The organism is Bacillus silvicola (assembly GCF_050524305.1).
GTDB lineage: Bacteria > Bacillota > Bacilli > Bacillales > Bacillaceae_G > Bacillus_A > Bacillus_A cereus_AT.
This window is the reverse complement of sequence record NZ_JBNGVC010000012.1, coordinates 389,475-413,920: the sequence shown is the minus strand read 5'-3', so window position 1 is coordinate 413,920 and position 24,446 is coordinate 389,475. Positions and strand designations below refer to the sequence as shown.

The following is a 24,446-nucleotide window of genomic DNA, read 5'->3' as shown; positions in this document are numbered from 1 at the left end:
TGTTTTTGGAGTAAAGAAAGAGCAGAGGAGATAGTATAAAAAAGGGTGTGTTCACACAATTTGTATGAACGCACCTTTTTACATATTAAACAATCAAGTTCCACAAAAAGTACGATAAGGACGATTCGTCGGCGCAGGCGGAATGCAGTATTCTTCTTGATCTGTAGAATACGCATAAGGGTTTGATAAAGCTTCAAGAAGTTTCTCCATTACGCTATAGTCGTCATTTGTAACAGCTGCTTCTAGTGCTTCTTCTACACGGTGGTTCCTTGGGATGATTGATGGGTTATTATTTTTCATCATTTCGTAGGCGTTTTCTTTCGATTCCTCTTGTCTTTCTAATCGAGATTGCCACAGTTTGTACCATTCTTTAAATTCAGGACTTTCAAATAGAGCTGTATTTTCGATCGTATCAAGAGTTAAAGAACGGAATGTATTTGTGTAATCCGCTTTATATTTCTCCATCATTTTTAAAAGTTGCTCAATAAGCACTTTGTCTTGTTCGTCTTCGCCAAATAGTCCTAATTTCTTTTTCATTCCAATGAACCACTGGTTTTCATACTGGACACTAAATTTTGAAATTTCGTCTTGAGCAATCTTTAATGCTTCTTCTTCATCTTCGTGTAAGATCGGTATTAAAGATTCAGCTAGTCGCGCGAGGTCCCATGCGGCCATATATGGCTGATTTCCATATGCGTAGCGACCTTGTGTATCAATAGAGCTGAATACGGTTCCTTGGTCGTAACTATCCATAAATGCACAAGGGCCGTAATCGATCGTTTCTCCGCTAATTGTTATATTGTCAGTGTTCATTACACCGTGAATAAATCCAACAAGTTGCCATTTTGCGATAAGACTTGCTTGTCCTTTAATAACTTTTTGTAGTAATGCAGTATATCGGTTTTCATGAGCTTCAATTTCTGGATAATGTCTTTTTATTGTATAGTCCGCTAGTGATTGAAGATCCTCGATAGATCCGCGGGCTGCAGCATATTGAAATGTGCCGACGCGTATATGGCTACTAGCGACTCTAGTTAAAATTGCTCCAGGTAACTTTGTTTCACGATATGTTGGTTCGCCTGTTGTGACAACTGCTAAACTGCGAGTAGTCGGAATATCAAGTGCATACATTGCTTCGCTAATAATATATTCACGTAGCATCGGACCGAGTGCAGCACGACCATCTCCTCGGCGTGAATACGGAGTAGGGCCAGAACCTTTTAGCTGAATGTCAAAACGTTTTCCTGAAGGAGTAATTTGTTCACCAATTAAAAGAGCACGACCGTCGCCTAACATATTAAAATGTCCGAATTGATGACCGGCATATGCTTGAGCTAATGGGTGAGCTCCTTCTGGGAGTGCATTACCAGCAAAAACGGCAATTTCGGCTTCTTTCTTCAATTCTTCCGGATTAAAGCCAAGAGATATTGCTAATGAATGGTTTAGTTTAACTAACTCCGGTGAACTTACGGGAGTAGGGGGGATGTCTGTATAAAATGATTGTGGTAAAGTAGCATAACTATTGTCTAAATTCCAACCTGCTTCATTATTTTTAGTCATTTTATCTCCTCCTTTTTATGTTTTTTAATTATGTATTTGTACATATATATTCTTTGTAAAGTTAACTAAAAGTATAATGTATTATTTCCCCTTGCAATCTATTGTAAGGACTTCATTGCATTGTGTCTATTTAACAGCAAATACAAAAACGCCATTTTTCAAAAAGATTGATTAAAATGGCGCTTTTATTATTATTTCATTTTTACAATTATTTTCCCCTTCGCTCTTCCAGACTCTGAATATTCCATTGCTTTTTGAGCATCTTCAAAAGGGAAAACTCGATCGATTACAGGTTTGATTTTTCCAGCTTCAATATAGTTTGCAATAGTACGTAATTGATCTCCGCTTGGCTTCATAAATAAAAATGAATATTGAGCATTATGTTTTTTTTCAAGTGAAGTAAGTTTTTTACTTGCTAATGAAAATAAGAGTGTTTTGAAAAATCCTGAACCGAATTCTTTACCGAATCGAGCATTTGGCATTCCTGAAACGGAAACAATGTTGCCTTCGCTTTTTATAATATTGAATGATTTTTCAAGTGTTGTACCACCGATTGTATCAAATACTGCATCATAATTTGTTAGTATTTCTTCAAAATTCTCAGTTTTATAATTAATAATTTCATCTGCGCCAAGAGATTTTACTAAATTCGCACCAGCCTCACTAGCAGTCGTTGTAACAGTGGCGCCCATTATTTTTGCTAATTGAATAGCAAAAGTACCAACACCACCGGATCCAGCGTGAATTAAAATCTTTTGTCCTTTTTGTAATTGCATGATGTCATGTAATGCTTGATATGATGTTAAGCCAACGAGTGGAATCGAAGCAGCTTCCTCAAAAGTTAAATTTTTTGGTTTTAAGGCTATATCATCCTCATGAACGGCTATATATTCCGCGAAAGTACCAATCTTATTTTTTCTTGGGCGTGCATATATTTCATCACCGACTTTAAAGTTAGTCACTTTTGCCCCAACCTTTACGATAACACCGGAAAAGTCATTACCAAGGATTAGGGGCATTTCATATTTAAGCAACATCTTCACTTTTCCATCGCGTATTTTAAAATCAATTGGATTAATACTAGCCGTATGAATTTCTGCGAGCACCTCATACTCATTTATTTCAGGAGTAGGTATCTCTGTCATACGCATTGGGACTTTTCCATATCTATCAATTATCATTGCTTTCATTTCTTATACCTCCAAATTTTAATAAAAGTTTTGCAGTAGCTTCTCAATATCTAATACAAGGTTTTTTAATAATCCTAATTTTGTACGTATGTCAATATAATAAAAGTTCTTTGTACCTTCTTTTCTCATTAAAATAATGCCAGCTTCTCGTAAAATCTTAAGGTGATGTGATACTGCTGGACGGGAAAGGTGTGTTTGCTTCGTGATTTCTCCTACACGTAATCCTGTTTGACATTCCGTTTCCATTAGAACTAATAAAATAGATTGACGCGTTTCATCACCAATTGCCAATAATACTTTTTGAGAATCAATAAAATCTTTTTTTATAATATTTAATTGTTCTTGTTTATTCATTTCAATCACTTTGCCTCCTGGTAATTAGTCGAAAGGTTTAAGATGATGAACCATTATTTCGATATGGTAATGCTATATGATTGTTGTATGAGGTGCAATATTGGGAAAGAAAATCGAGACGAATGAATTTTTTATTGTTGAAAATTATAGGGAGATAGAAAAGGGATTGGAAGGACTACATAACACAATAGATGAAGTTTTAAAAACAAAAAATGATGTAACAATAAAATAAGCGGTCGCAACCTTATATAATCCAAAAGGTTATGACCGCTTATAATGTTTGTATTATTTTTGATTTTTACGATAGAACATGGTTCAACGTAAAGTAAGTTCCTTTGTTTTACACTTTCATACAGACACAATTCAGGTGGATTATAGATGTATGAAAAGGTAAAAGAAATTTTGGGGCGTAATCTATCTATATGATAATTCAAAATAAAATATAAGTCTATATTTTTGTTGGTTTTTTGATTATATTTATGTCACTGAGCTCAGAACAATGATGTGGAGGGTAAATATATGAAATCGAATTATGTACCAGTTTTAATTGTTGGAGGGGGATTATCTGGGTTAGCGTCTGCGTTATTTCTTGCAAAACATAACATTGAGTACTTACTTGTTGAAAGGCATCCGTCTACTGCCATTCATCCGAAAGCAGGCGGTCTTACTTTACGTACGATGGAGTTATTTCGAGAATTAGGTTTGGAACAAAGAATTAAATTGGCAGGTAAAGCATTAGAGAACTGCCGAGGAAGAATAGCAGTTCATACAATAGCTGAGGCGAATAAAGAAGAATTGGAACAAATGAGAGCGACTCAATACGGAAACGATGAAGAGTTACTTCAAAAAATAGAAAAGATTAGTCCATCAAAACAAACTGCGTGTTATCAAATTATTTTAGAAGAGATGATGTTACAAGAAGCGAAAGCATTAGGCGGGCAACTATCTTTTTATCATGAACTAGTTTCATTTGAACAAAATGAAAACGGGGTAAAAGCAACGATTCGAAATCGTGAAACAGAAAAAGAAAGTGTCATACATTGTGACTATGTAATTGCAGCAGATGGGGCCAAAAGTAAAATACGTGAGCAGTTAGGGATTACAACTGAAGGTCGCGGTACAATCGGTGGCTATTATATGAATATTTATTTTGAGGCTGATTTAAGTGGATTTATACAAGGAGACGCCTTTGGTTTTTCTATGGTACTTCATCCGGAGGTTCTTGGTGCACTTATTCCGGTCGATAACGTGAGTAAATGGATCTATCATGTAGCTTATGATCCAATAAAAGGAGAGCGACCAGAGGATTTCACTATAGAACGCTGTAAACAAATTATTCAAACAGCAATTGGAAGCACAAATGTAGAGTCAGAAATATTAAGTGTTTTACCGTGGGAAGCGACTGAAAGTACAGCTACAAAATTTCAAGAAAATCGCATTTTTTTAGTTGGCGATTCTGCACATATTATGCCGCCAACAGGAGGATTTGGTTCAAATACAGGAATACAAGATGCGCATAACTTAGCTTGGAAATTAGCGGCTGTTATAAAAGGGGCAGCAAAACCAAAATTGTTAGAAACATATCATGAAGAGAGATACCCTGTTGCAAAATTAACAACGGACCATGCGAGTAGTATATTATTTCGTGCTGCGGGCAGAGAGGAAGGTAATTTGAGTAATATGGATAGTTTAGCTGTCACTGTTGGTTATCGGTATTGCTCAGAAGCAATTATAGACGAATGTAACACACCGCATAGAATGAATATAGTTGATTTGAACGGACGCCCGGGAACGCGTGCACCACATTTTTGGGGAACTTATGAAGGAAAAGAAGTTTCTATACTTGATCTATTTGGTAGCAACTTTTTGTTACTTACTGGAGCAGAGCCTAGTGCTTGGACTGAAGTTGCAAATGTTGTTTCATCGCGATTAGGCGTAAAGATAAAAGTGTATCAGGTAGGTTTAGCTGGTGATTTCATCGATCAAGGTAACTCTTTTAGAAAACTATACGGGATAGAAAATGGAGGAGCGGTAGTAATAAGACCAGATGGATTTATTGGATGGCGTACGGAAAATGAGGTAGTAAATCCGGGGATATTACTTGAAGAGATAATGAATCGTTTATTATGTAATTAATATAAAACCACCGCTTGTATTTCAAACGCGGTGGTTTTATTGCTTACAACTTACAAAAATAAAATATTGTAAGTCGCAAGCAGGTGTGCTAATCTTATAACCTACTTGAAAGATGAATTTTTTTGATTGTAACTTACAAATAATAAAAAATGTAAGTTGTTGAAATAACAGAAGATAATTTTATTATGTAAATAAAGTGGACGGTGAGAAAAATGACAGAAAAAGCATTAACGAGAAATGTTGTTTTGGATGCAGCGGAAAAGGAATTGATTAAATATGGATGGAGTAGGACGACGCTTGTTAGTATTGCGAAATCGCTTGATGTTAGTCATGCAGCTTTATACTCCTATTTTCGTAGTAAGGCAGCACTTCGCGACGCTATTTTGGAAAGATGGTTATTAAAGTATTCGGATCAACTTGAGAAAATTAGTGGAGAAGACGGAGAAACAGCAGTGATTTTACAAGAGTGGTTCTTATGTTTGTTCCAACTTAAAAAGAAAGAGTTACTGGAAAATGAAGAGCTATTTACATTGAATAGTTCGTTAGTGCAGCAAAAGAATGCTGTTATCCGAAAACACGAAGAAAGATTAGTTAGGCAACTGGAGAAGGTTATAAATCAAGGGATAGAGCGTAACGAGATTGAAAAACAAGACAGTTTATTTTTAGCGCATACGATTTTTGGACTCCTATCACCGTTCTACCACCCTGCTTTTTCTGAGCGATGGAAAGAAGAGAAGATAAACGAAGAATTTCAAAAGTCATGGGAAATTGTTGCGCGTGGTATTTTTCAAAAGTAAAGAACTTCGTATCATATAAGGCTTTCAATCAGGAAACGTAATGAGAAGGGGAGATTATATGAGTCATTATAAAGAAGAACAACAACGTGTAAATGTAGTCATTGAAAAAGTAGACGAGGAACTGAAAGAGCTGGACAGCCGAGTTGGTTCGGTGAAGTCTGAAATTGTAAATATAAGAAAAAACTTTTGGGAAGATGTAAAAGTAAATATAGATAATATTAAAGAGGCGGTTGAAACGGCGGCCAGTATTAGGCAAGAGGCCGAGATTCTTTCGGAAAGGGAGCATACCCATCGACATGCGAAAAATGAATATAATCTTTTAACGAAAATAAAAGATACACCCTACTTTGGAAGAATTGATTTTAAAGAAGAACAAGAGGCGGATACTGATGAAATCTATATTGGTATCGGCTCTTTTTATGATAAAGAGACAGATGAATTTTTAGTATATGATTGGCGCGCACCTATTTCTAGTCTTTATTACGATTATTCTTTAGGAAGTGCAAAGTATATAGCGCCAATGGGGACAATATCAGGTGATTTACTTTTGAAACGTCAATATATTATCCGAAATGGTAACATTCAAAGTATGTTCGATACAGGTATAACGATAGGGGATGAACTCCTTCAAGAAGCGTTAGGAAGAAATGCAACTGAACAAATGAAAAGTATTGTAGCGACAATTCAAAAGGAACAAAACAAAATTATTCGAAACGATAAAAGTGATGTATTACTTGTGCAAGGGACGGCTGGAAGTGGAAAAACTTCAGCAGCTCTGCAGCGGGTTGCGTATTTATTATATCGTTACCGCGGGACAGTAAACGCGGATCAAATTTTGCTATTTTCTCCGAATGAGTTGTTCAATAGCTATATTGCTAACGTCTTACCAGAGCTTGGTGAGGAAAATATGCAGCAAACGACTTTTCAGGCGTATGTGGAGCATATGATCAGCAAAAGTTTTATTGTAGAAGATTCTTTTTCACAGCTAGAATACATGTTAACGAAAGAACAGGAAAACATGTATGAAACGAGACTAAAAGGAATTCAATATAAATCATCAATTGAATTTATGGGACTGATTGAGAAATATGCGAGAAGTCTAAGTGAAAAAGGACTAAAATTTCATGATGTCACATTTAAAGGTGAAGTGCTGATTGAGGCAAGAACGATAGATGATTATTTTTATGCGTTAGAAACGTCTATTTCCATACCGAATCGAATGCAGCTTACAGCGGAATGGATTCGTAAGAAGATAAATGAATTTGAAAAGAAAGAAGCGAAAAAAGACTGGGTAGAACAAGAAGTTCAGTATTTAAATAAAGAAGATTACAATCGTTTTTATGAAAAATTAGAGAAGGATAACCAATTTGATTATTATGAGCAGGAACATGAATTATTAACGAAATATGTAGTGAGAAAACATTTTCGTTCATTGCGAAGAAAGGTGAAATCTTTAGCTTTTGTAAATCATTCTGCAATATTTCAGCAGTTCTTTGAAACCATCCAGAAAGATGTTTTTGTACCAAATGGTTGGGAAGAGATATGTAAACAAACAGTAAATCGGTTGGTGCGAAAACAATTAGCGTATGAAGATGCAGCGCCGTATTTGTTTTTAAAAGAGTTAATTGAAGGATTTAAAACGAATCACCTTGTGAAATTTGTATTTATTGATGAAGTACAAGATTATACACCATTTCAGTTAGCGTTTATGAAGCGGCTGTTTCCAAAGGCGAAATGGACAATGCTTGGGGATGTAAATCAAAACATTTTATCACACGCTAGCAATAGAGGGATGGATATGATTTCAACGTTGTTTGCAAATAGAAAAGTAGAAACAATTCAGCTTAACCGTAGTTATCGCTCGGCAAAACCGATAATTGAATTTACAAAACATATCATTCCAAATGGAAAAGAAATTGAAGCTTTTAACCGTAACGGGAAGAAGCCGTTATGTATAAAAGTGAATGATGAACGAGAGCGCGCAGAAAGTATCATAGATAAAGCAAGAGATTTGCAAAAGCAAGGTCATAAATCGATTGCAATCATTTGTAAAACAGATGAAGAATGTATAAGGGTTATGGAGTTAATAGGGGATAAATTAGATTTTCATCTTGTAAAAAAAGAAAATACGACTTATGAAAAAGGCGTTGTTATTATTCCTACTTATTTGGCAAAAGGGATAGAGTTTGACGCTGTTATTATATTTGATGCTTCAAATGACATGTATAGCAAAGAATCTGAACGGAATTTATTTTATGTAGCATGTACACGAGCGATGCATGAATTATATGTATATTATGCAGGAGAAATTACGACAATGCTTTCGAAAGTACCGAAAGCATTATTTCAAAACGAAATGAGTAAAGGGAGAGATGCTTAATGGCTAATCAATTAAATGCTTTTCAAAACTGTAGTAAGGAAGTTTCAATGTTATTACCCATTCCGAAGTATGTAAAATTAGTGCATGAGCATGAAGAACTACGTGACGGTGTAAATGTTGAAATTCAGCGTTATCAAGCAGAAGAACGACTGAATTATGGTGGCTCTCATATAACAACTATTACTTCTCAAAAGGATAAGCATCTTTTAAGTTATACGAATATGATGCCAGTATACTCTAATAAACTACCTCATAAGGATGAGGCAGAGAAAATAGCGATGGATGTAATGGAAAAGGTTGATCGACAATATGCAAATGGCGTAACTTTACTTCGTATAGAAAAACAAACGAGACATTATGTTGACGGGGGACAAACTGTGGAGTTTCCTGTTCTATGGGTAAAGATGATGCATAATAACGGGAGTTTTAACTGGGTGACAATTGGTGGTGACGGACAAATCATCGAATTTGAGCGCGAAGTACGCTGGGATTATATGATGAGCCGCCGTCAAACAGAAATGTGGTATTACGATGATTGGGTATTGGCGCGCACGGGGGAAGGACCACAATTATTGCCACCGTCTGCGTTGGCTTAATATGTGTACAATGGTAGGCGTCTATGATAATATACCGCTAGTTATGCCTTATCTGTATAATAAAATGAACATAAAGGGCTGAGCGTTATGAGAAGAAAAGGTTATTTTATAGACAATGAAAGTAAACGATTGTACAACAATGAAATAGTAGTTTCAAATAAAGTGTATCCTAATAATCCTACGTTGGCAGAACTGAAGAAGTGTTTATATCCAATTATTTTGACGATCGAAAAAGTAATTTAGAGCGTGAATCAATAGATGATGTGAGAGCATACTGGGATACAAAATATCACAATAATATTTGTCTTACTGATGAACCAGTATCAGTAAAAGAATATTAAAAATGTAAATCTTTTATGAAAAAAATCTAAAGAAATGTCGTGGGCGTGACATTTCTTTTTTAATATGCTGTATAATCAATTTAGAAATGAGATTTGTTTTCATTAACGCTCATTCCCTCTTTTGAAATTGCCTGTAATTTTAGCCATAATAAGTTGTTTTTCTTTTTCGTTACTTGCCCGATTTATTTTGTTTAAAAATTTTTCAGCGTCATTTCCTTTTAAAGTCATAATTTGTTTTCTGTAATATTCAATTGAAATCATATTGTTTCTTGTTACTCGATAGTGAAACATCATATCATCTAAACGATTGCGTTTATCGGTCTTTTTCAAATTACTACCTCCATTCTTGTTAATGTGTAACGAATGTTACATAAAAAATTTAAATTAAAGTTAGATGTATCCGATTGTAAGGTAGAAAATTTATAAAAAAGAACTACAATAGAGAGTAGTTAAAATTTGAGTGTGAGAAAAAGGAATCTAGTGTAATATAATGAATGATAGATAGATTATAAAGTGTTTGAAAATTAAAAGATATAGAATAGAATGGAAAAATATAAAGTGAAACTGGATAAAAGAGGGTCCCTATATGTTTAAGAAATGGCTAATTGTTTTCTTTATTTTTGCTGTTTTTTGTGGGAGTGTCGCTGCACTAACATATGCAAATAAAGATAAGAAATATAATTTGAAGGCATTTTCAGGTTATAAGAATAAATTTGAAAATGATAAACCGAAAGTCGATGCGAATCAGCAAAAACGTTATGAGATTGCAGCAGTAAAACTAGATCAATATTTAAAAGATAAAGGATTTAATGGGAGTGTTCTTGTAGCTAGTAAAGACCATGTAATTTTAAGAAAAGGTTACGGGTATGCGAATGTAAAAGATAATGTATTAACAACGCCAAGAACGAAATATCGCATTGGTTCTATTACGAAAACAGTCGTTGCAATATCTATCATGCAACTAAGAGAAAAAGGGAAATTAAATATTGAAGACAATGTAAATAAGTATATTCCATCGTTTCCAGCAGATAAAAACATTACGTTACGAAATTTGTTAACACATACGTCCGGGTTACCAGAACAGGGACAAGGTAGTGTTGATGCAGCGTCACGTTTAAAGTTAGTAACTTGGATCGGAGCGCAAACGTTACAATTTCCTGCAGGAACGGGATGGAGATATACAGATTATAATTATATGGTGCTTGCATATATTGTAGAAAAGATAACAAATGAACCACTTGCTGACTATGTGAAAGAAAATATTTTTACTCCTGTTGGAATGCATGAATCTGGGATGGGTGCCACTTTCCCAGGAGATATGTTTTTAGCAGAAGGATATACGAAAAAAGATAATGAGTTAGTAGCTACGCCTCGTTTAAGGATGAATTGGTTATATGGTTGTGGTGAAATGTACACTACAGTTGATGATATGAAAAGGTTAGATGAGGCAATTATGGATGGGAAGCTGCTTTCTAAACAAAGTTTATCAGATATGTTTACTGTATCACCCGCTAGAAAGTATGGATTTAGTTTCTATATTTACCCAGATTATTATCATAATCATGGTGTATTAGCTGGTTGGAACACTTTTAATAATTTTAACTGGGATAAAAGAACGTTTGTAATATTATTCTCTAACGTACAAAATGGTATGAATGATACATTTAATCAAGAGTTTAGGAAATTAGCGAATGATTTAATAGAAGGAAAATAATTATTTTAAAATCGGTATTGATATGTAATTATCAATACCGATTTTTTTATTTAATAATGTTTTATTTAGTGAACAAGCATGTATGAGAGGGGGTTAATATTGGAATAAATTTATGAAGGAAGTTAAATGATATTAATGTTAAATATAGGGATTTTGTTTTGTGAATGTCATCTATTTGTATTGAAATAATGTAATTATCATGCGGAAGAATAATTGGTAATTTTTACATTGATGAAAAAGCTTGAGCTTCACACTATGTGAAGCTTTACATTATTGGAGACACGAACAGGAGGTTGAAAAAATGAAAAAAGTAGTAAAGCTTTGTTTAATAGCTACATTATCTACAGCGATTATTAGTGGATGTTCTTTTGAAGGGAATAATGAAAATGCTAAAGGGAAAGAGGGTGAAAAAGTAGAGGTACAGAAAAACGTTGGGAAATATACGATGCCGGATGAAAAAGATAAACATGAAGGTACATGGTTACAATGGCCACATGAATACACATACGGTCAAGAGTATAAACAAGAAGTGGAACCTATTTGGGTTAAGATGGCAAGTACTTTAACTGAGGGTGAAAAAGTCCACATTGTTGCGTATGATCAGGAAGAAAAAGAGCGAATTAATAAGCTTTTAACAGATGAAGGGCTAAATATGGAGAAGATTGATTTCTTTATAGCGCCTACTGATGATGTATGGGCAAGAGATAGTGGACCAATTTTTGTTTATGACAATAATAAAAATCTAAAAATATTAGATCCAGCATTTAATGGTTGGGGGAAGAAAACGCCTTATAAAAATGATGCCCGTGTACGTGAGAATGTTAGTAAACAATTAGGGATTGAAAGAATTGATTGGGGGAAATTCGTCCTTGAAGGTGGCGCAATTGAATTAGACAGCAATGGGACTGCTTTATTAACTCGAAGTGCAGTAACGAATAAAAATAGAAATCCTGATTTATCAGAAAAGGAAATTGAAAAATATATAAGTGACCTTGGGGTGACAAACTTTATTTGGTTAGATGGAGTACCTAATTTAGATATTACGGATTTTCATATTGATGGATTTGCTAAATTCCATGATAAATCTACCATTGTAACGATGAAAGAAGATGACTTGGCTGAATGGGGCTTGTCAAACAAAGATATGGATAAATTGTTAGATGCAAAAAATGCTTCAGGAAAGAAATATAAATATGAATACTTACCGCTTAGTAAAGATAAAGTTACTTTAGAAGGTGGAAAAACTCTCGATTATAAGGGATCGTATATCAATTATTATATTGGGAATAAAGTTGTATTGGTGCCTAACTATAATGACCCAAATGACAAAATCACAAACGATACGATTCAGAAGTTATACCCGGATCGTAAAGTAGTCGGTATTGATGTGAGAGAGCTTTATAAAAATGGCGGAATGATTCATTGTGTTACACAGCAACAACCGATTCAATTGAAGTAATCGATTATAGTTTCGTTATGTTGCTTTATAGACAAAATAGGTGAAATGCTATCTTTACTTATTTTGTCTTGTTTTAACATTTGTAATAAGAATGGAATGTGTAATTTTAATGTAATGATAATTAAATAAAAATATATTGTCATTATTGTTGTATATGGAAAAGGAGAAAAATGTTTGTGTTAAAGAATTTTAAAAAAGTTTTTTCGTTGTTCCCTATCATTCTACAGTACATTTTAAATGTTGCTTTGATTTGCTTAGGGATTGTTCTAAGTGTGTTTCTGATGAAAGAAGTTATTCAATTTATACAAGAACTTAAATTAAATAGTGAGGAATCTAGTTATCATTTGATTGATAGTATCGTCGTATTCTTTTTATATTTTGAATTCATCGTAATGATTATAAAGTACTTTCAAATGAATTTTCATTTTCCATTACGTTATTTTATATATATAGGTATAACTGCTATCGTTCGTTTAATTATTATAGATCACGATAGTCCAATTGATTCATTGTTATATGCTTGCGCGATTCTTGTATTAATTAGTGCTTTATTCATTGCAAATTCTAAAATAATGCGTCGTGATTTAGAAGAGTGAACATTTGTTGTTTAAATCAAAAAAGATGTTTTATCTTTTGGTAAAAAGGAGTAACGGTATTGAAAGAAATAATCTTAACCAGTTTCATAATAATAGGGTTTATGATTCTACTATTTAATTGTATACTTTCATAATTTAAAGAATAACAAGTTAATAAAGAAAGAGGTTTTTGTAAATATGGTTCATTACAATAATCAAAATAGTTTACATCAAATATTTACATTAAAGGGAACAGTTATAAGAGATATTTTCCCGCAAATTTTATTATATATATGTATTTCAACGATAGTAACTGTAATTAATTATTATTATGTAGAAATAAAAATTAATCAAACACCTTGGGTAATTGTTGGAGGAGCTTTAGGTTTACTGTTAGTTTTTCGTACTAACACTGCCTATGATAGGTACTGGGAAGGTAGAAAGTTATTTGGCGCGATTGGTACCTGTACTAGAAATTTAGCAGTTAGTTTTTTATGTCATTGGGAGTCTGAAGGGAAAAAGACGGATCAGGAAAAGCTAAAATTTTTCCATTTATTAATTGCTTTTCCAAAGATAGCGAAAGGACATTTGAGAGACGAAAAAGATTTATCTGAAATAAAAGCATTGCTTGATATTTGTTCTGAGAAGGAAAAAGAAATATTGACTGGGTCTATTCATTTACCGATTAGTATAGTTTTTATGTTAAAAACTATACTATCAAAAGGTTTGAAAACGGGTCAAATTCATCCCAATGCAATAATTAATATGGAAGCTGATCTGAATAATCTGCTTACGGCTGTGGGTGGATGTGATCGTATCAAAACAACGCCTATTCCTTTTGCATATTTTGCTCATATTAAAATTTTACTGCTCATATTTTGCGGGACTTTATCGATTGGTCTTGTTGATAGCCTTGGGTGGGTTACAGTACTTGCAACTGCGTTTATAAGTTTTGCATTTATAGGGATTGAAGCAATAGGGGTTGAAATTGAAGATCCATTTGGTCAGGACCCAAACGACCTTCCACTAGAAGGGATTTGTATAGGGGTAGAAACACATTTATTAAACTTATATAATCAAAACGGTCTGTTCGAAGTAATGGATATGAATCTTGATAAAAAAATCATCTAATCGTTAATTGTGTACGATGATTACATTTTTTATATTGTCATGAAATACTTCATTTTAAAATCTTGTCAAGAGTCAATTTACGGCTTAACGACAGCTTTATATTTTTTATATAAAATTTCTCCGTGCTATAATCCATTCATGAAAAGTGCACGTTTCAAAAATTGTAATGAAAAGAGAAATAGGTGGCTTATTGAAATCAGTTATTCAATCATTATTAAAAAGCGGGGTAAATAGTATGGAACAACAACATAATGGAATTATTTTTACTGCAATACCAGACGAATCGAATGAATATTATCAACCATTTTATGAAGACATTATTTATTTTAATGAATACTTAAATGAAAAAAAATCATTTACCGATCAACTTATATCTTTATCTGTTGAAGAGCAAGACTTTCATACAAACTTTTTCGAGTATGATGATATTTGGCTAAGAGATGTTGCACCAGTTGTAACGAATCATCTTGTTAAATTTAAATATCGACCAAATTATTTACCAGATGATCAAGGACGATATTTAGATCAACAATTTAATAAATGGTTGAAGAAAAATGACTTTGATTATGTGAAATCACCATTAATATTGGATGGTGGTAATCTTATTTGGAATAAAAAAGATACTGTTATATTAACAGAGCGCATATTTGATGATAACGATGATTGGACAGAAGAGGAAATAATTGAGCAATTAGAGTGGGATTTAGATGTGAGCCGGGTTATTATTATTCCTGCTGAAGAAGGAGATGTACTTGCGCACGCAGACGGAATGGTTAAATTTATTGATGAACACACAATGTTTATTAGTGATTTTTTAGGGGATCATGAATTTAGATATCATGTTCAAGAGATTATTCAAGAGCAAATGCCAGAAGCTAAATTTATAGTCGTTCCTTCGTCATATACAGAGAAAGGGCAATATGATCAAGAAATAGCATCGGCAAAAGGTTTGTATATAAATATGTTAGAAACATGTGATACGCTTTACGTTCCTAAGTTTGGATTAGCTAAAGACGGGGAAGTTTTACGATATATTCAACAGCATACGGAAAAACAAGTTATTCAAATTCATGTAGGAGAAATATCGACTATGGGAGGCGCAATGAATTGTTTAACGTGGTATTGTCCGAGTCATTTGTTACCTTCAAAAATGAAAAGATTGAGCAATCAGAATGAAGGTTCTTCAATTAGAAAAATTTTTGATTGGTTTTAATAAATAAGCGTATAAGACAATGTATTCAAGGGGTATTTATATGTATAAAATTACTGAATTTTCGCGGATTTGTAAAATGAGCACGCGGATGCTAAGGCATTATGACAAAGAGGAGATATTAAAACCAGCATATGTGAATCCGGTAAATGGATATAGATATTATGAGCAAGGGCAGCTAGAAATAGCATTGAAAATTAAAAAGCTAAGGGAGTACAAGTTTCCTTTGCCGAAAATTAAAGTAATTCTCCAGTCATCAGATCAAAATTCATTTATTAAACATATGCAAGCGCAAATTATAGAATTGTCTCATGAGGTGAAACAAAATTTACAGGTTATTTCTGAAATGAATGAAATGGTAAATATGAATAACGGTCTAAATATTGCTCGCCATAGAAGTTACGATATATTAATTGGAATGAGAAATGAAATAACGGTAATTGCTCAAAGATTACAAATAGATATAGATGATATGGATGATTATTTTTATGATTTATATGAAAATATACAAAAAAATAGCTTTCAAATAGTCGGTTCTCCATCCGTAGTTTTTTATGATAAAGAGTATATTCCAAATCACAGTGATATTGAATTAAGAATTCCGGTTATGGATGATGACAATAAAGGTGTATTACAAGAGTGTGAAATAAAAAAGCTAAATCAGCATCAAATTGTTACTACTATGCATTATGGCAGCTATGACTATATAGGTTATGCTTATATGGCATTAGAAGAGTGGGTGGAAAGTAATGGCTATATAATAGATAGTCACCCATATGAAGTTTATATAAAGGGACCTGAATGTGATTGTTTAGTAGAGGAGTATGTTACACAAATTTGTTTTTTAGTTATGAAAATAGAATGAGGATAAGGATTGACATTAACATTATGTCAATCCTTATTCTATATATGTAAGCAATTTATCATAATAAAAAGGGGAAAGAATATGAAAAGAAAAATCATGATTATTTGTCTGATTCTTAGTATGATATGGGTTTCAGCATGTACTCCTGAAGTAGGAGAAGGCGAGAATGGTAGCTCAGTTCTACCTAATCAGTTGCCCAAAAATGTAGTGTTTAAAAATGGTACAATCTATACTTCTAATGAAAAACAAGACATCGTAGAGGCTGTAGCCGTTAAAGAAGGGAAAATTACATTTGTTGGTTCAAACAAGGATGTAGAGGGATTTATAAGTGAAGATACGAAAGTGGTGGATTTACAAGGACGTTTTATCCTCCCTGGTTTTGTGGACAATCATAATCATATATTTGAAGCGAAATCACCAGCAGCAGGGAATTGTAGTGTCTCACCAGATGCTTCTCTGCAAGAACAACGCTCGTATTTAAAGGTTTGTAAAAAAGATGTTAAAGATGGGGACTGGATAAGCGGAACTGGATTTAGTTTAGAAGAGCTGTTAAAAGATATGGACGAAAAATCAGAACAACAAACTCCATTACAAGTTCTTGATGAGTTATTTCCTAATAATCCAGTGTTAATTATGGAAAGAACCTCTCATTCTGTATGGGTTAATTCAAAGGCACTCGAGTTAGCTGGAATAAATAAAGATACGAAAGATCCGCAAGGCGGAAGAATTATTCGAGATCCTGAATCAGGAGAACCATTTGGTATTCTTTATGATGCAGCAGGGGATATCGTGATGGAAAAAGCATGGAATTCCCAGCCCAATCTCTTTGAAAAAAATTACGAAGGCTTGTTAGACGGTTTAGATGAGGTTGCCAAGAATGGTATTACTACAGTAGGCGATGGACGTCTCTATTGGAAACGAGGCTGGTTAGATGTTTGGAATAAAGTATATGATGAGAAAAAGCTAACAACGCGAGTAGTACTTCGTCCGTGGGTATATCCGAACTTAAATGAAGCAGAACAAATGGAGTATTTCAAAAAAATTAATCGTGATGATGTATCATCTCGAATGCTTATTAATCAAGTGAAGATGTATAGTGATGGAATTAGCATTAACAGTACAGCTAAAATACTAGAAAAATATAAATTTGAGTGGTTTAAAGGAACGCCGTATGGCTTGAACTATATTCCGGAAGAAAAAATGAAATGGTGGTTAACGGAGCTTAATAAAATTGGTTACGGTGCACTCATTCACACAATTGGCGATGGTGGGGTAAGAGAGAGTTTAAATGCGATTGAAGCAGCGAAAAAAGAAGGCGCAAAGCAGCCGTATACACTTACGCATGTGGAAATGGTAGAAGATAGTGATATAGATCGTTTTGCTAAATTAGGTATTAGCGCTGATTTTCAAGTAGGTCATGATTTTGCAGAAGATCCAAAACAAAGCTGGGCAAGTACGTATTTTTCAAATCAGCAAATGAAACGAATTATGCCGTTAGGGCGGATTTGGAAAACAGGAGCAAACGTATCACTTAGTAGTGATTGGGATGTAAATGAACTCAATCCACTAGTGACGATTTCGAATGCATTAAGCATTGATGACAAGGGTTTGTCTGATGTATACGCAGCTATTGATGCTTATACAATTAAGCCAGCGAAAGCATTAGGGCTTGATAATATAACTGGCTCGATAGAAGTTGGAAAATCAGCTGATATGATATTACTAAATGAAGATATTACTAAAATGAGTGCCGATAAGATTCCAAATGCGAAAGTATTAGTGACGGTTTTACAAGGAGAAGTAGTGTATCACAAGGAGAAATAAAGAATCGCTTTATAAAATTACTACAAGTAAATGAATATATTTCTGTTGACCTTAACACGATGTCAAAGTATAGACTGTACTTACATTCAGAGAAGGGGTGAACAAGTATGAGAAATATAGAAAATAGTTTGTTTTATATGCCTGCAGAATGGGAGAAACATGAGGGGACATGGCTCCAATGGCCTCATGATAAAACGCATAGAGGTGAAGGTTACAGAGCTAAGTTAGATGATATTTGGATAACGATGGCGAAGGAGCTTCATTACGGAGAGAATGTGCATATTGTTGTATATGATGAAGAAGAAAAAACACATGTCCAATCGAAGCTAATTGAAGCGAAAGTCAATATGGATAACATTGATTTTTTAGTTCAAAAAACTGATGATATATGGATAAGAGATAATGGACCGATATTTGTAAAAGATAAGGAAGAAAATCTCTGCTTAACCCACTGGGTCTTTAATGGTTGGGGGGATAAATATCCGTATGAAAATGATGCTGTTATTCCGGCCGAAATAAGTGAAATGTATAGCATTCCAAAAGTTAAATCTAGTGTCTGTATAGAGGGCGGGGGAATTGAGGTAAACGGAAACGGGACCTTAATGGCAGCGAAAACTTCTATTATAAATGAGAATCGAAATCCTACACGAAGTCAGAAAGAGATTGAAATGGAGTTGACTAAATATTTAGGAGTAACGAATTTTATATGGATAACCGGTATTCGCGGTGAAGATAATTATGATGAAGATACAGATTATCATATTGATGGTGCAGCACGTTTTGTAAATGAAAATACGATTCTTTATGAATATGATCCTTTCGGGGAAGGTGAATCATACCTTTTGGAAGCGTACGAAAAGCATTATCAAGAATTGCGACAGGCAAGAAATATAGATGGAAGTCCATTTCAACTCATCCCAGTACCAGTAACAAGAAAAGTGGTAAAAGAGGCAGACTGTAAAGGTTCGTATTTGAATTTCTATATTGGCAATGAAGTTGTATTGGTTCCTATATACGGTGATGAACATGATAAGTTAGGACTGCAAATCATTGAAGGGCAGTTTCCAGGAAGAAGAATCGTTGGTATTCATGTAAATGCACTGTATGCGTATGGTGGTATGATTCATTGTGTGACGCAGCAGCATTTAGAGTAAAGTGATTCAAATGAAAAAAGCATGCAGAGCATATACTCTGCATGCTTTTTATAATGCTGAAAACTCTTCAACAAGTGAGCTAAAACGATTTAGTGCACTTTCAATCGGTTCTGGCGTAGTTAAATCAACACCAGCTTTTTTAAGTAGGTTTAATGGATAATCAGAGCTTCCACCTTTAAGGAATTCGATATAGTTTTTCTGAGCATTTGAATCGCCGCTTAATAATTTATCGGCAATTTGAATGGCAGAGGCAAATCCAGTTGCGTATTTGTACACGTAAAATGGACGATAGAAGTGAGGAATTCTAGACCAGCCGTATTTTACTTCTTCATCAAATACAAGTGAATCACCGTTATATTCTCTAAATAACTTTTCATAAATTTCACTAAAGACTTGGGCGTTTAATGGTTTACCTTGCTCGGCCATTTCATGTGTGATTTTTTCAAACTCAGCAAACATGATTTGTGTAAAGAAAGTACCTTTAAAGCTCTCGATAAAATGGTTAATTAAATGATTACGCACGTTCGTTTCTTTTGCTTCTTTTAATAAATAGTGAATTAATAACACTTCATTTACTGTAGACGCGACTTCTGCAACAAAGATAGTATAGTGTGCAGAAATTCTTGGTTGGTATCCGTGTGAGTAATGCGTATGCATACCGTGGCCACATTCATGAGTTAGAGTGAAAAGGCTATTTAAATCATCGTGATGATTTAAAAGAATGAAAGGATGAACACCGTATACACCAAAGTTATAAGCGCCAGAGCGTTTTCCAGGTGTTTCTCTCACGTCTATATAGCGTTTATCTTTAAAGCTTTTTAATGTTTCTATATATTCTTCACCTAAAGGAGCTAGTGACGCGATCATTATGTCAAACGCTTCGTCGTATGGAATGTCTTGCTTTACACCTTTTACTAAATCAACACTCAAGTCGTATTGTCTTAGTTCATCTACATTTAATTTTTCTTTTCTAAGTTCATTATATGTATGTAATGATTGAATGTTTTTTTTCGTCGTATCAATTAAATTTTCATATACTTCTTTCGGAACCATATCGCCAAATAATGATTTTTCTAAAGCTGATGGATATTTTCTTAGCTTTGAAACAGTAACATTATTTTTAATAGCTGCGGATAAAGTAGAAGCGATAGAGTTTTTTAACTGAACATATGGTTTGTAATAAGCTTTATAGGCTTCTTTACGTTTCTCGCGATTCTCATCTTCTATTAACTTTGCATACATTCCACGCGTTAAATTTACTTTCTCTCCATCATCAGTAGTCACGTCGCCAAATAGTATATCTGCATTATTTAACATGCCAAATGTATGCTGCGGGGAGGAAAGTGCTTCACCCATTTGTGATAAAATCTCTTCTTGGTCCTTATTCAATACGTGTTTTTTATAACGGTATAGTTCAAATAAGTCTTCTTTATAATATTGTAAGCCTTCTGCTTCTTCTATGTAAGCATGTAATGTGTTTTCATCTACGCTAAGTAAGAATGGGGAAAAGAAAGATTTAGCCGCACTTACTTTCACGTGTAATTGTGATATTTTATCGACAAGGGATTGAGCGTCAGTATCGCGTGTATCAAGATCAGATTGTAATCGTGCATAAGCGAACATTAAAGATATTATGCTAGAAATTTCTTCACTCTTTGTTAAATAAGCTAATAAACTATTGCCATCGTGAATATTTCCATTAAACTCGTGTAGTTCATTCGTTAATACTTCAATTTTATGAAAATCGCTTTCCCAATCGTCAATTGTATGGTAAATATCCGTTAAATCCCATTTTTCTTTATCAGCTACTTGTAGTCGATCTTTAAGTTCAGTCATAATCATTTCCTTTCTAAATATGTAGTTATATTCCTATATAACTATGAAATACAACAAATTGCAAAAAATCCCTGCTGGAAATTGAAAAGCCTTGCTGTAAATAGCGAGGCTTAAACAGTTATAGTGTAATTCCGAACTTTGAATGTAAAAGATTTGTATATTGCTCGTCTGTAACTTCTTCTTTAGATTTTTTACCGTCTTTTGTTATTGTAAGACTATCTTTTGTTAAAGAAGCGTGTCCGTCATGTGTAAGTTTTACAATAAGAGGTACTTTGTTAAATGGTGAGCCCTTATGTTCAACGATGATTTTTTGTGCTGCATTCGCTTTCGTTTCATCCACTTTTTCTATATAAAATGCATAGCCTAACGTCCAATCATCAGCAGAAGATTGATCCAGAAACTCATTGTTTTTACGCATTTCTAAAATGTAATTTCCTTTTTCAGTTGTTTCTTTGCGAATACGATAATCTCCTGTTACTGAGTGAACGACTTCACCTGAGAAAGGAACAGGTGCAAGAGGTAAGTATGATCCGAATCCCACTTCAATTAAATAAAGTGCATGATGAAGTTTTAAAACAGTTGCGATATGTCCGGAATCGACAGCCCATATAGAGTTTGCAGCATTATAAACTGTCCCTGAAACTAAATAAACATCCAATCCAAAGTCTTTAAGAAAGTAATACATAGTAGGATTTAGTTCATAACAAAGACCGCCACGGTTGTTTACTAAAATTTTTTCTTTTAAATTCTCTTTTGATATTTCTTTAAAGTTATTTTCGAGAATATTTAAGTTTTCAAATGGAACAGTTTGCGCCATTCTATACATAATTTGAGATAAATCTTCAAATGATACGGTTTCTTTTTCTTCTATATGTAAACGTGCGAAAAATTGTTTTTGAAAGTCTGTCATAGAAATCCCCCCGCCATACTTTTATAGATAAATTGTATACAATTTTGAATGCGATGTGAATTTTAAACTATGTGGGGTACTTGTGGAATAGTTGAATTCATATTTTGAAAAATAATGTGAGAGATTAAAAGATTGTTACTTTACTAACTGTAGAACGAATATTATAATAATTTTGACGAATTATGCAAACGTTTTCTTGAAGGGGATGGTGTAAATATGTTAAAAAGGATTACGGTAGTCTGTTTATTTTTTATTTTGCTTTTTCCTAATATATATGAGGGAAACAAGGCAGAAGCAGCAACGATAAACAATGGAACATTAATGCAGTATTTTGAGTGGTACGCTCCGAATGATGGGAATCATTGGAATCGTTTGCGTTCTGATGCTGAAAGTTTAGCCCATAAAGGAATCACATCTGTATGGATACCACCTGCATATAAAGGGACTTCGCAAAATGATGTAGGATATGGGGCCTATGATTTATATGATTTGGGAGAGTTTAATCAAAAAGGAACGGTGCGGACGAAATATGGGACAAAAGCACAGTTGAAATCTGCAATTGACGCTTTACATAAGCAAAACATCGACGTATACGGTGATGTAGTTATGAATCATAAAGGTGGGGCTGATTATACTGAAACCGTAACAGCTGTTGAGGTAGACCGTAACAATCGAAATATTGAAGTATCAGGTGATTATGAAATTAGTGCATGGACGGGTTTTAACTTTCCAGGGCGCAGAGATGCTTATTCTAATTTCAAATGGAAATGGTATCATTTTGACGGAACGGATTGGGATGAAGGAAGGAAATTAAATCGAATTTATAAATTTAGGGGTATAGGTAAAGCATGGGACTGGGAAGTGTCTAGCGAAAATGGAAATTATGATTATTTGATGTATGCAGATCTTGATTTTGATCATCCAGATGTTGCGAATGAGATGAAAAATTGGGGAACGTGGTATGCGAATGAATTAAATTTAGATGGATTTCGTTTGGATGCTGTTAAACATATTGATCATGAATATTTACGCGATTGGGTAAATTATGCCAGACAGCAAACGGGGAAAGAAATGTTTACAGTAGCAGAATATTGGCAAAATGATATTCAGGCTTTAAACAATTATTTAGCGAAAGTCAATTATAATCAATCTGTGTTTGATGCACCGCTTCATTACAATTTTCATTATGCTTCAACAGGAAATGGGAATTATGATATGAGAAATATTTTAAATGGAACAGTAATGCAAAATCACCCTGCACTCGCAGTTACTCTCGTTGAGAATCATGATTCTCAGCCTGGGCAGTCATTGGAATCTGTAGTAAGTCCGTGGTTTAAACCGTTGGCATATGCATTTATTTTAACACGTGCAGAGGGCTATCCTTCAGTTTTCTATGGTGATTACTATGGGACAAGCGGAAATAGTAGTTATGAAATTCCAGCGTTAAAAGATAAAATTGATCCGATTTTGACGGCACGAAAAAACTTTGCATATGGTACGCAGCGTGATTATTTGGATCATCCAGATGTAATTGGATGGACAAGAGAAGGTGATGGTGTACATGCTAATTCCGGTCTAGCGACATTAATCTCAGATGGACCAGGAGGATCAAAGTGGATGGAAGTTGGAAAGAATAACGCAGGGGAAGTATGGTACGATATGACGGGTAATCAAACAAATACAGTAACAATTAATAAGGACGGATGGGGGCAGTTCTATGTAAGTGGAGGATCAGTTTCCATATATGTTCAGCAGTGAATTGGTGATGGAAAGAAGAGGTAGACTGAAATATAAGTCTTCCTCTTCTTTTTATATTGTTATCATACCTAAATCTTTATTTTAATAAATGAACTAGTCGACTTTTGAAATAACAAGAGATGCGTTGGAATAAATAATGTCACCCGTGGCTTCTCTTATTCGTACTCGTACTCGAAGAACATCTCCTTGGTTTAAAGGTAATAGATCAGTTCTGGCGGATGTAACTCTTACCCCAGAACCACCACCAACTCGTGTAATTCTTTCGTTAATACTTCAATTTTATGAAAATCGCTTTCTTAATCTTCAATTATATGGTGAATATCCGTTAAATCCCATTTCTCTTTATCATCTACTTGTAGTCAATCTTTAAGTTCAGTCATAATCATTTCCTTTCTAAATATGAGTCATATTCCTATATAACTATGAAATACAATAAATCCCTGCTGGAAATTAAGAAGCCTTGCCTGAAATGGGGAGGCTTCAAAAATTATAATGTACGACCGAGCGTTGAATATAAAAGATTTATATATTGTTTTTCGTAATAATAAAAATCGTACTGTGATTGCTATAGAACTAAATATTAGTATGTTTTTAACGTGATTTTAATAGATGTTATATTTGCTTTACGATAAAATGATTATAGTGTAAAATTACAC

The 24,446-nt window shown here is 33.9% G+C and carries 21 protein-coding genes and 1 pseudogene; 15 read left to right on the top strand and 7 right to left on the bottom strand.

What is annotated here, in order from left to right; all coding sequences use genetic code 11:
• Window positions 1-93 precede the first annotated feature (93 nt).
• From ACP6L7_RS13985 to ACP6L7_RS13975, 3 genes are all read right to left on the bottom strand, one after another.
• Window positions 94-1,560 (bottom strand): protein adenylyltransferase SelO, encoded by a 1,467-nt coding sequence (locus ACP6L7_RS13985; RefSeq protein WP_097832538.1) that lies wholly within the window; start codon window positions 1,558-1,560, stop codon window positions 94-96.
• Between the two features lie 191 nt (window positions 1,561-1,751).
• Window positions 1,752-2,750, bottom strand: coding sequence for an NADP-dependent oxidoreductase (locus ACP6L7_RS13980; RefSeq protein ID WP_097832539.1), 999 nt, complete (start codon window positions 2,748-2,750; stop codon window positions 1,752-1,754).
• A gap of 18 nt (window positions 2,751-2,768) precedes the next feature.
• Complete coding sequence (locus tag ACP6L7_RS13975; protein WP_097832540.1) at window positions 2,769-3,113, bottom strand: ArsR/SmtB family transcription factor; 345 nt, start codon at window positions 3,111-3,113, stop codon at window positions 2,769-2,771.
• 91 nt (window positions 3,114-3,204) lie between these two features.
• Between ACP6L7_RS13975 and ACP6L7_RS13970 the strand changes: the two genes are divergently transcribed.
• From ACP6L7_RS13970 to ACP6L7_RS13945, 6 genes are all read left to right on the top strand, one after another.
• The gene (locus ACP6L7_RS13970; RefSeq protein WP_254915713.1) at window positions 3,205-3,336 is read left to right on the top strand and encodes a hypothetical protein; all 132 of its coding nucleotides are present in this window, start codon (window positions 3,205-3,207) and stop codon (window positions 3,334-3,336) included.
• Between the two features lie 287 nt (window positions 3,337-3,623).
• Complete coding sequence (locus ACP6L7_RS13965; protein ID WP_097832541.1) at window positions 3,624-5,240, top strand: FAD-dependent oxidoreductase; 1,617 nt, start codon at window positions 3,624-3,626, stop codon at window positions 5,238-5,240.
• Between the two features lie 212 nt (window positions 5,241-5,452).
• Window positions 5,453-6,037, top strand: a complete 585-nt coding sequence (locus ACP6L7_RS13960) for a TetR/AcrR family transcriptional regulator (protein ID WP_097832542.1) — start codon at window positions 5,453-5,455, stop codon at window positions 6,035-6,037.
• Window positions 6,038-6,095: 58 nt separating this feature from the next.
• Window positions 6,096-8,417: an RNA polymerase recycling motor HelD gene (helD, locus tag ACP6L7_RS13955; RefSeq protein ID WP_097832543.1), complete on the top strand. Its 2,322-nt coding sequence runs from the start codon at window positions 6,096-6,098 to the stop codon at window positions 8,415-8,417.
• On the top strand, window positions 8,417-9,013 hold the full coding sequence (locus ACP6L7_RS13950; protein ID WP_097832544.1) for a hypothetical protein: 597 nt from the start codon (window positions 8,417-8,419) through the stop codon (window positions 9,011-9,013). The genes helD and ACP6L7_RS13950 overlap by 1 nt, the downstream gene beginning before the upstream one ends.
• An 87-nt stretch (window positions 9,014-9,100) precedes the next feature.
• Window positions 9,101-9,256: a hypothetical protein gene (locus tag ACP6L7_RS13945; RefSeq protein WP_240523213.1), complete on the top strand. Its 156-nt coding sequence runs from the start codon at window positions 9,101-9,103 to the stop codon at window positions 9,254-9,256.
• Window positions 9,257-9,456: 200 nt separating this feature from the next.
• Here ACP6L7_RS13945 and ACP6L7_RS13940 read toward each other — a convergent pair whose 3' ends face one another.
• Entirely contained in the window at window positions 9,457-9,684 is a 228-nt protein-coding gene (locus tag ACP6L7_RS13940; RefSeq protein ID WP_097832545.1) for a hypothetical protein, read from the bottom strand.
• 256 nt (window positions 9,685-9,940) lie between these two features.
• Here ACP6L7_RS13940 and ACP6L7_RS13935 point away from each other — a divergent pair, with 256 nt between their 5' ends.
• The 8 genes from ACP6L7_RS13935 (at window position 9,941) to ACP6L7_RS13900 (ending at window position 19,286) form a co-directional block, all read left to right on the top strand.
• Entirely contained in the window at window positions 9,941-11,068 is a 1,128-nt protein-coding gene (locus ACP6L7_RS13935) for a serine hydrolase domain-containing protein (protein ID WP_097832546.1), read from the top strand.
• Window positions 11,069-11,369: 301 nt separating this feature from the next.
• Window positions 11,370-12,527 (top strand): agmatine deiminase family protein, encoded by a 1,158-nt coding sequence (locus ACP6L7_RS13930; RefSeq protein ID WP_141533446.1) that lies wholly within the window; start codon window positions 11,370-11,372, stop codon window positions 12,525-12,527.
• Between the two features lie 176 nt (window positions 12,528-12,703).
• Window positions 12,704-13,123, top strand: coding sequence for a phosphate-starvation-inducible protein PsiE (gene psiE / locus ACP6L7_RS13925; protein ID WP_070144297.1), 420 nt, complete (start codon window positions 12,704-12,706; stop codon window positions 13,121-13,123).
• 177 nt (window positions 13,124-13,300) lie between these two features.
• The gene (locus tag ACP6L7_RS13920) at window positions 13,301-14,233 is read left to right on the top strand and encodes a bestrophin family protein (protein ID WP_097832548.1); all 933 of its coding nucleotides are present in this window, start codon (window positions 13,301-13,303) and stop codon (window positions 14,231-14,233) included.
• A 235-nt stretch (window positions 14,234-14,468) separates the two neighbouring features.
• Window positions 14,469-15,446: an agmatine deiminase family protein gene (locus ACP6L7_RS13915; protein WP_097832638.1), complete on the top strand. Its 978-nt coding sequence runs from the start codon at window positions 14,469-14,471 to the stop codon at window positions 15,444-15,446.
• A gap of 40 nt (window positions 15,447-15,486) precedes the next feature.
• Window positions 15,487-16,308 (top strand): MerR family transcriptional regulator, encoded by an 822-nt coding sequence (locus ACP6L7_RS13910; RefSeq protein WP_097832549.1) that lies wholly within the window; start codon window positions 15,487-15,489, stop codon window positions 16,306-16,308.
• Window positions 16,309-16,389: 81 nt separating this feature from the next.
• Entirely contained in the window at window positions 16,390-18,132 is a 1,743-nt protein-coding gene (locus ACP6L7_RS13905; protein WP_097832550.1) for an amidohydrolase, read from the top strand.
• Between the two features lie 107 nt (window positions 18,133-18,239).
• On the top strand, window positions 18,240-19,286 hold the full coding sequence (locus ACP6L7_RS13900; RefSeq protein ID WP_097832551.1) for an agmatine deiminase family protein: 1,047 nt from the start codon (window positions 18,240-18,242) through the stop codon (window positions 19,284-19,286).
• 48 nt (window positions 19,287-19,334) lie between these two features.
• Here the strand turns inward: ACP6L7_RS13900 and pepF are convergent, their stop codons facing one another.
• Both pepF and ACP6L7_RS13890 read right to left on the bottom strand, forming a co-directional pair.
• Complete coding sequence (gene pepF, locus ACP6L7_RS13895; RefSeq protein WP_097832552.1) at window positions 19,335-21,122, bottom strand: oligoendopeptidase F; 1,788 nt, start codon at window positions 21,120-21,122, stop codon at window positions 19,335-19,337.
• Window positions 21,123-21,240: 118 nt separating this feature from the next.
• Complete coding sequence (locus ACP6L7_RS13890; RefSeq protein ID WP_097832553.1) at window positions 21,241-22,032, bottom strand: arylamine N-acetyltransferase family protein; 792 nt, start codon at window positions 22,030-22,032, stop codon at window positions 21,241-21,243.
• Between the two features lie 216 nt (window positions 22,033-22,248).
• On the opposite strand from ACP6L7_RS13890, the gene amyS reads away from it, so the two are divergent.
• A complete protein-coding gene (gene amyS, locus ACP6L7_RS13885; protein ID WP_097832554.1) occupies window positions 22,249-23,790 on the top strand; it encodes an alpha-amylase in 1,542 nt (513 codons plus the stop codon).
• A gap of 93 nt (window positions 23,791-23,883) precedes the next feature.
• Here amyS and ACP6L7_RS13880 read toward each other — a convergent pair.
• Window positions 23,884-24,045, bottom strand: a pseudogene (locus ACP6L7_RS13880) (exosporium leader peptide); the annotation flags it as partial.
• Between the last annotated feature and the right edge of the window lie 401 nt (window positions 24,046-24,446).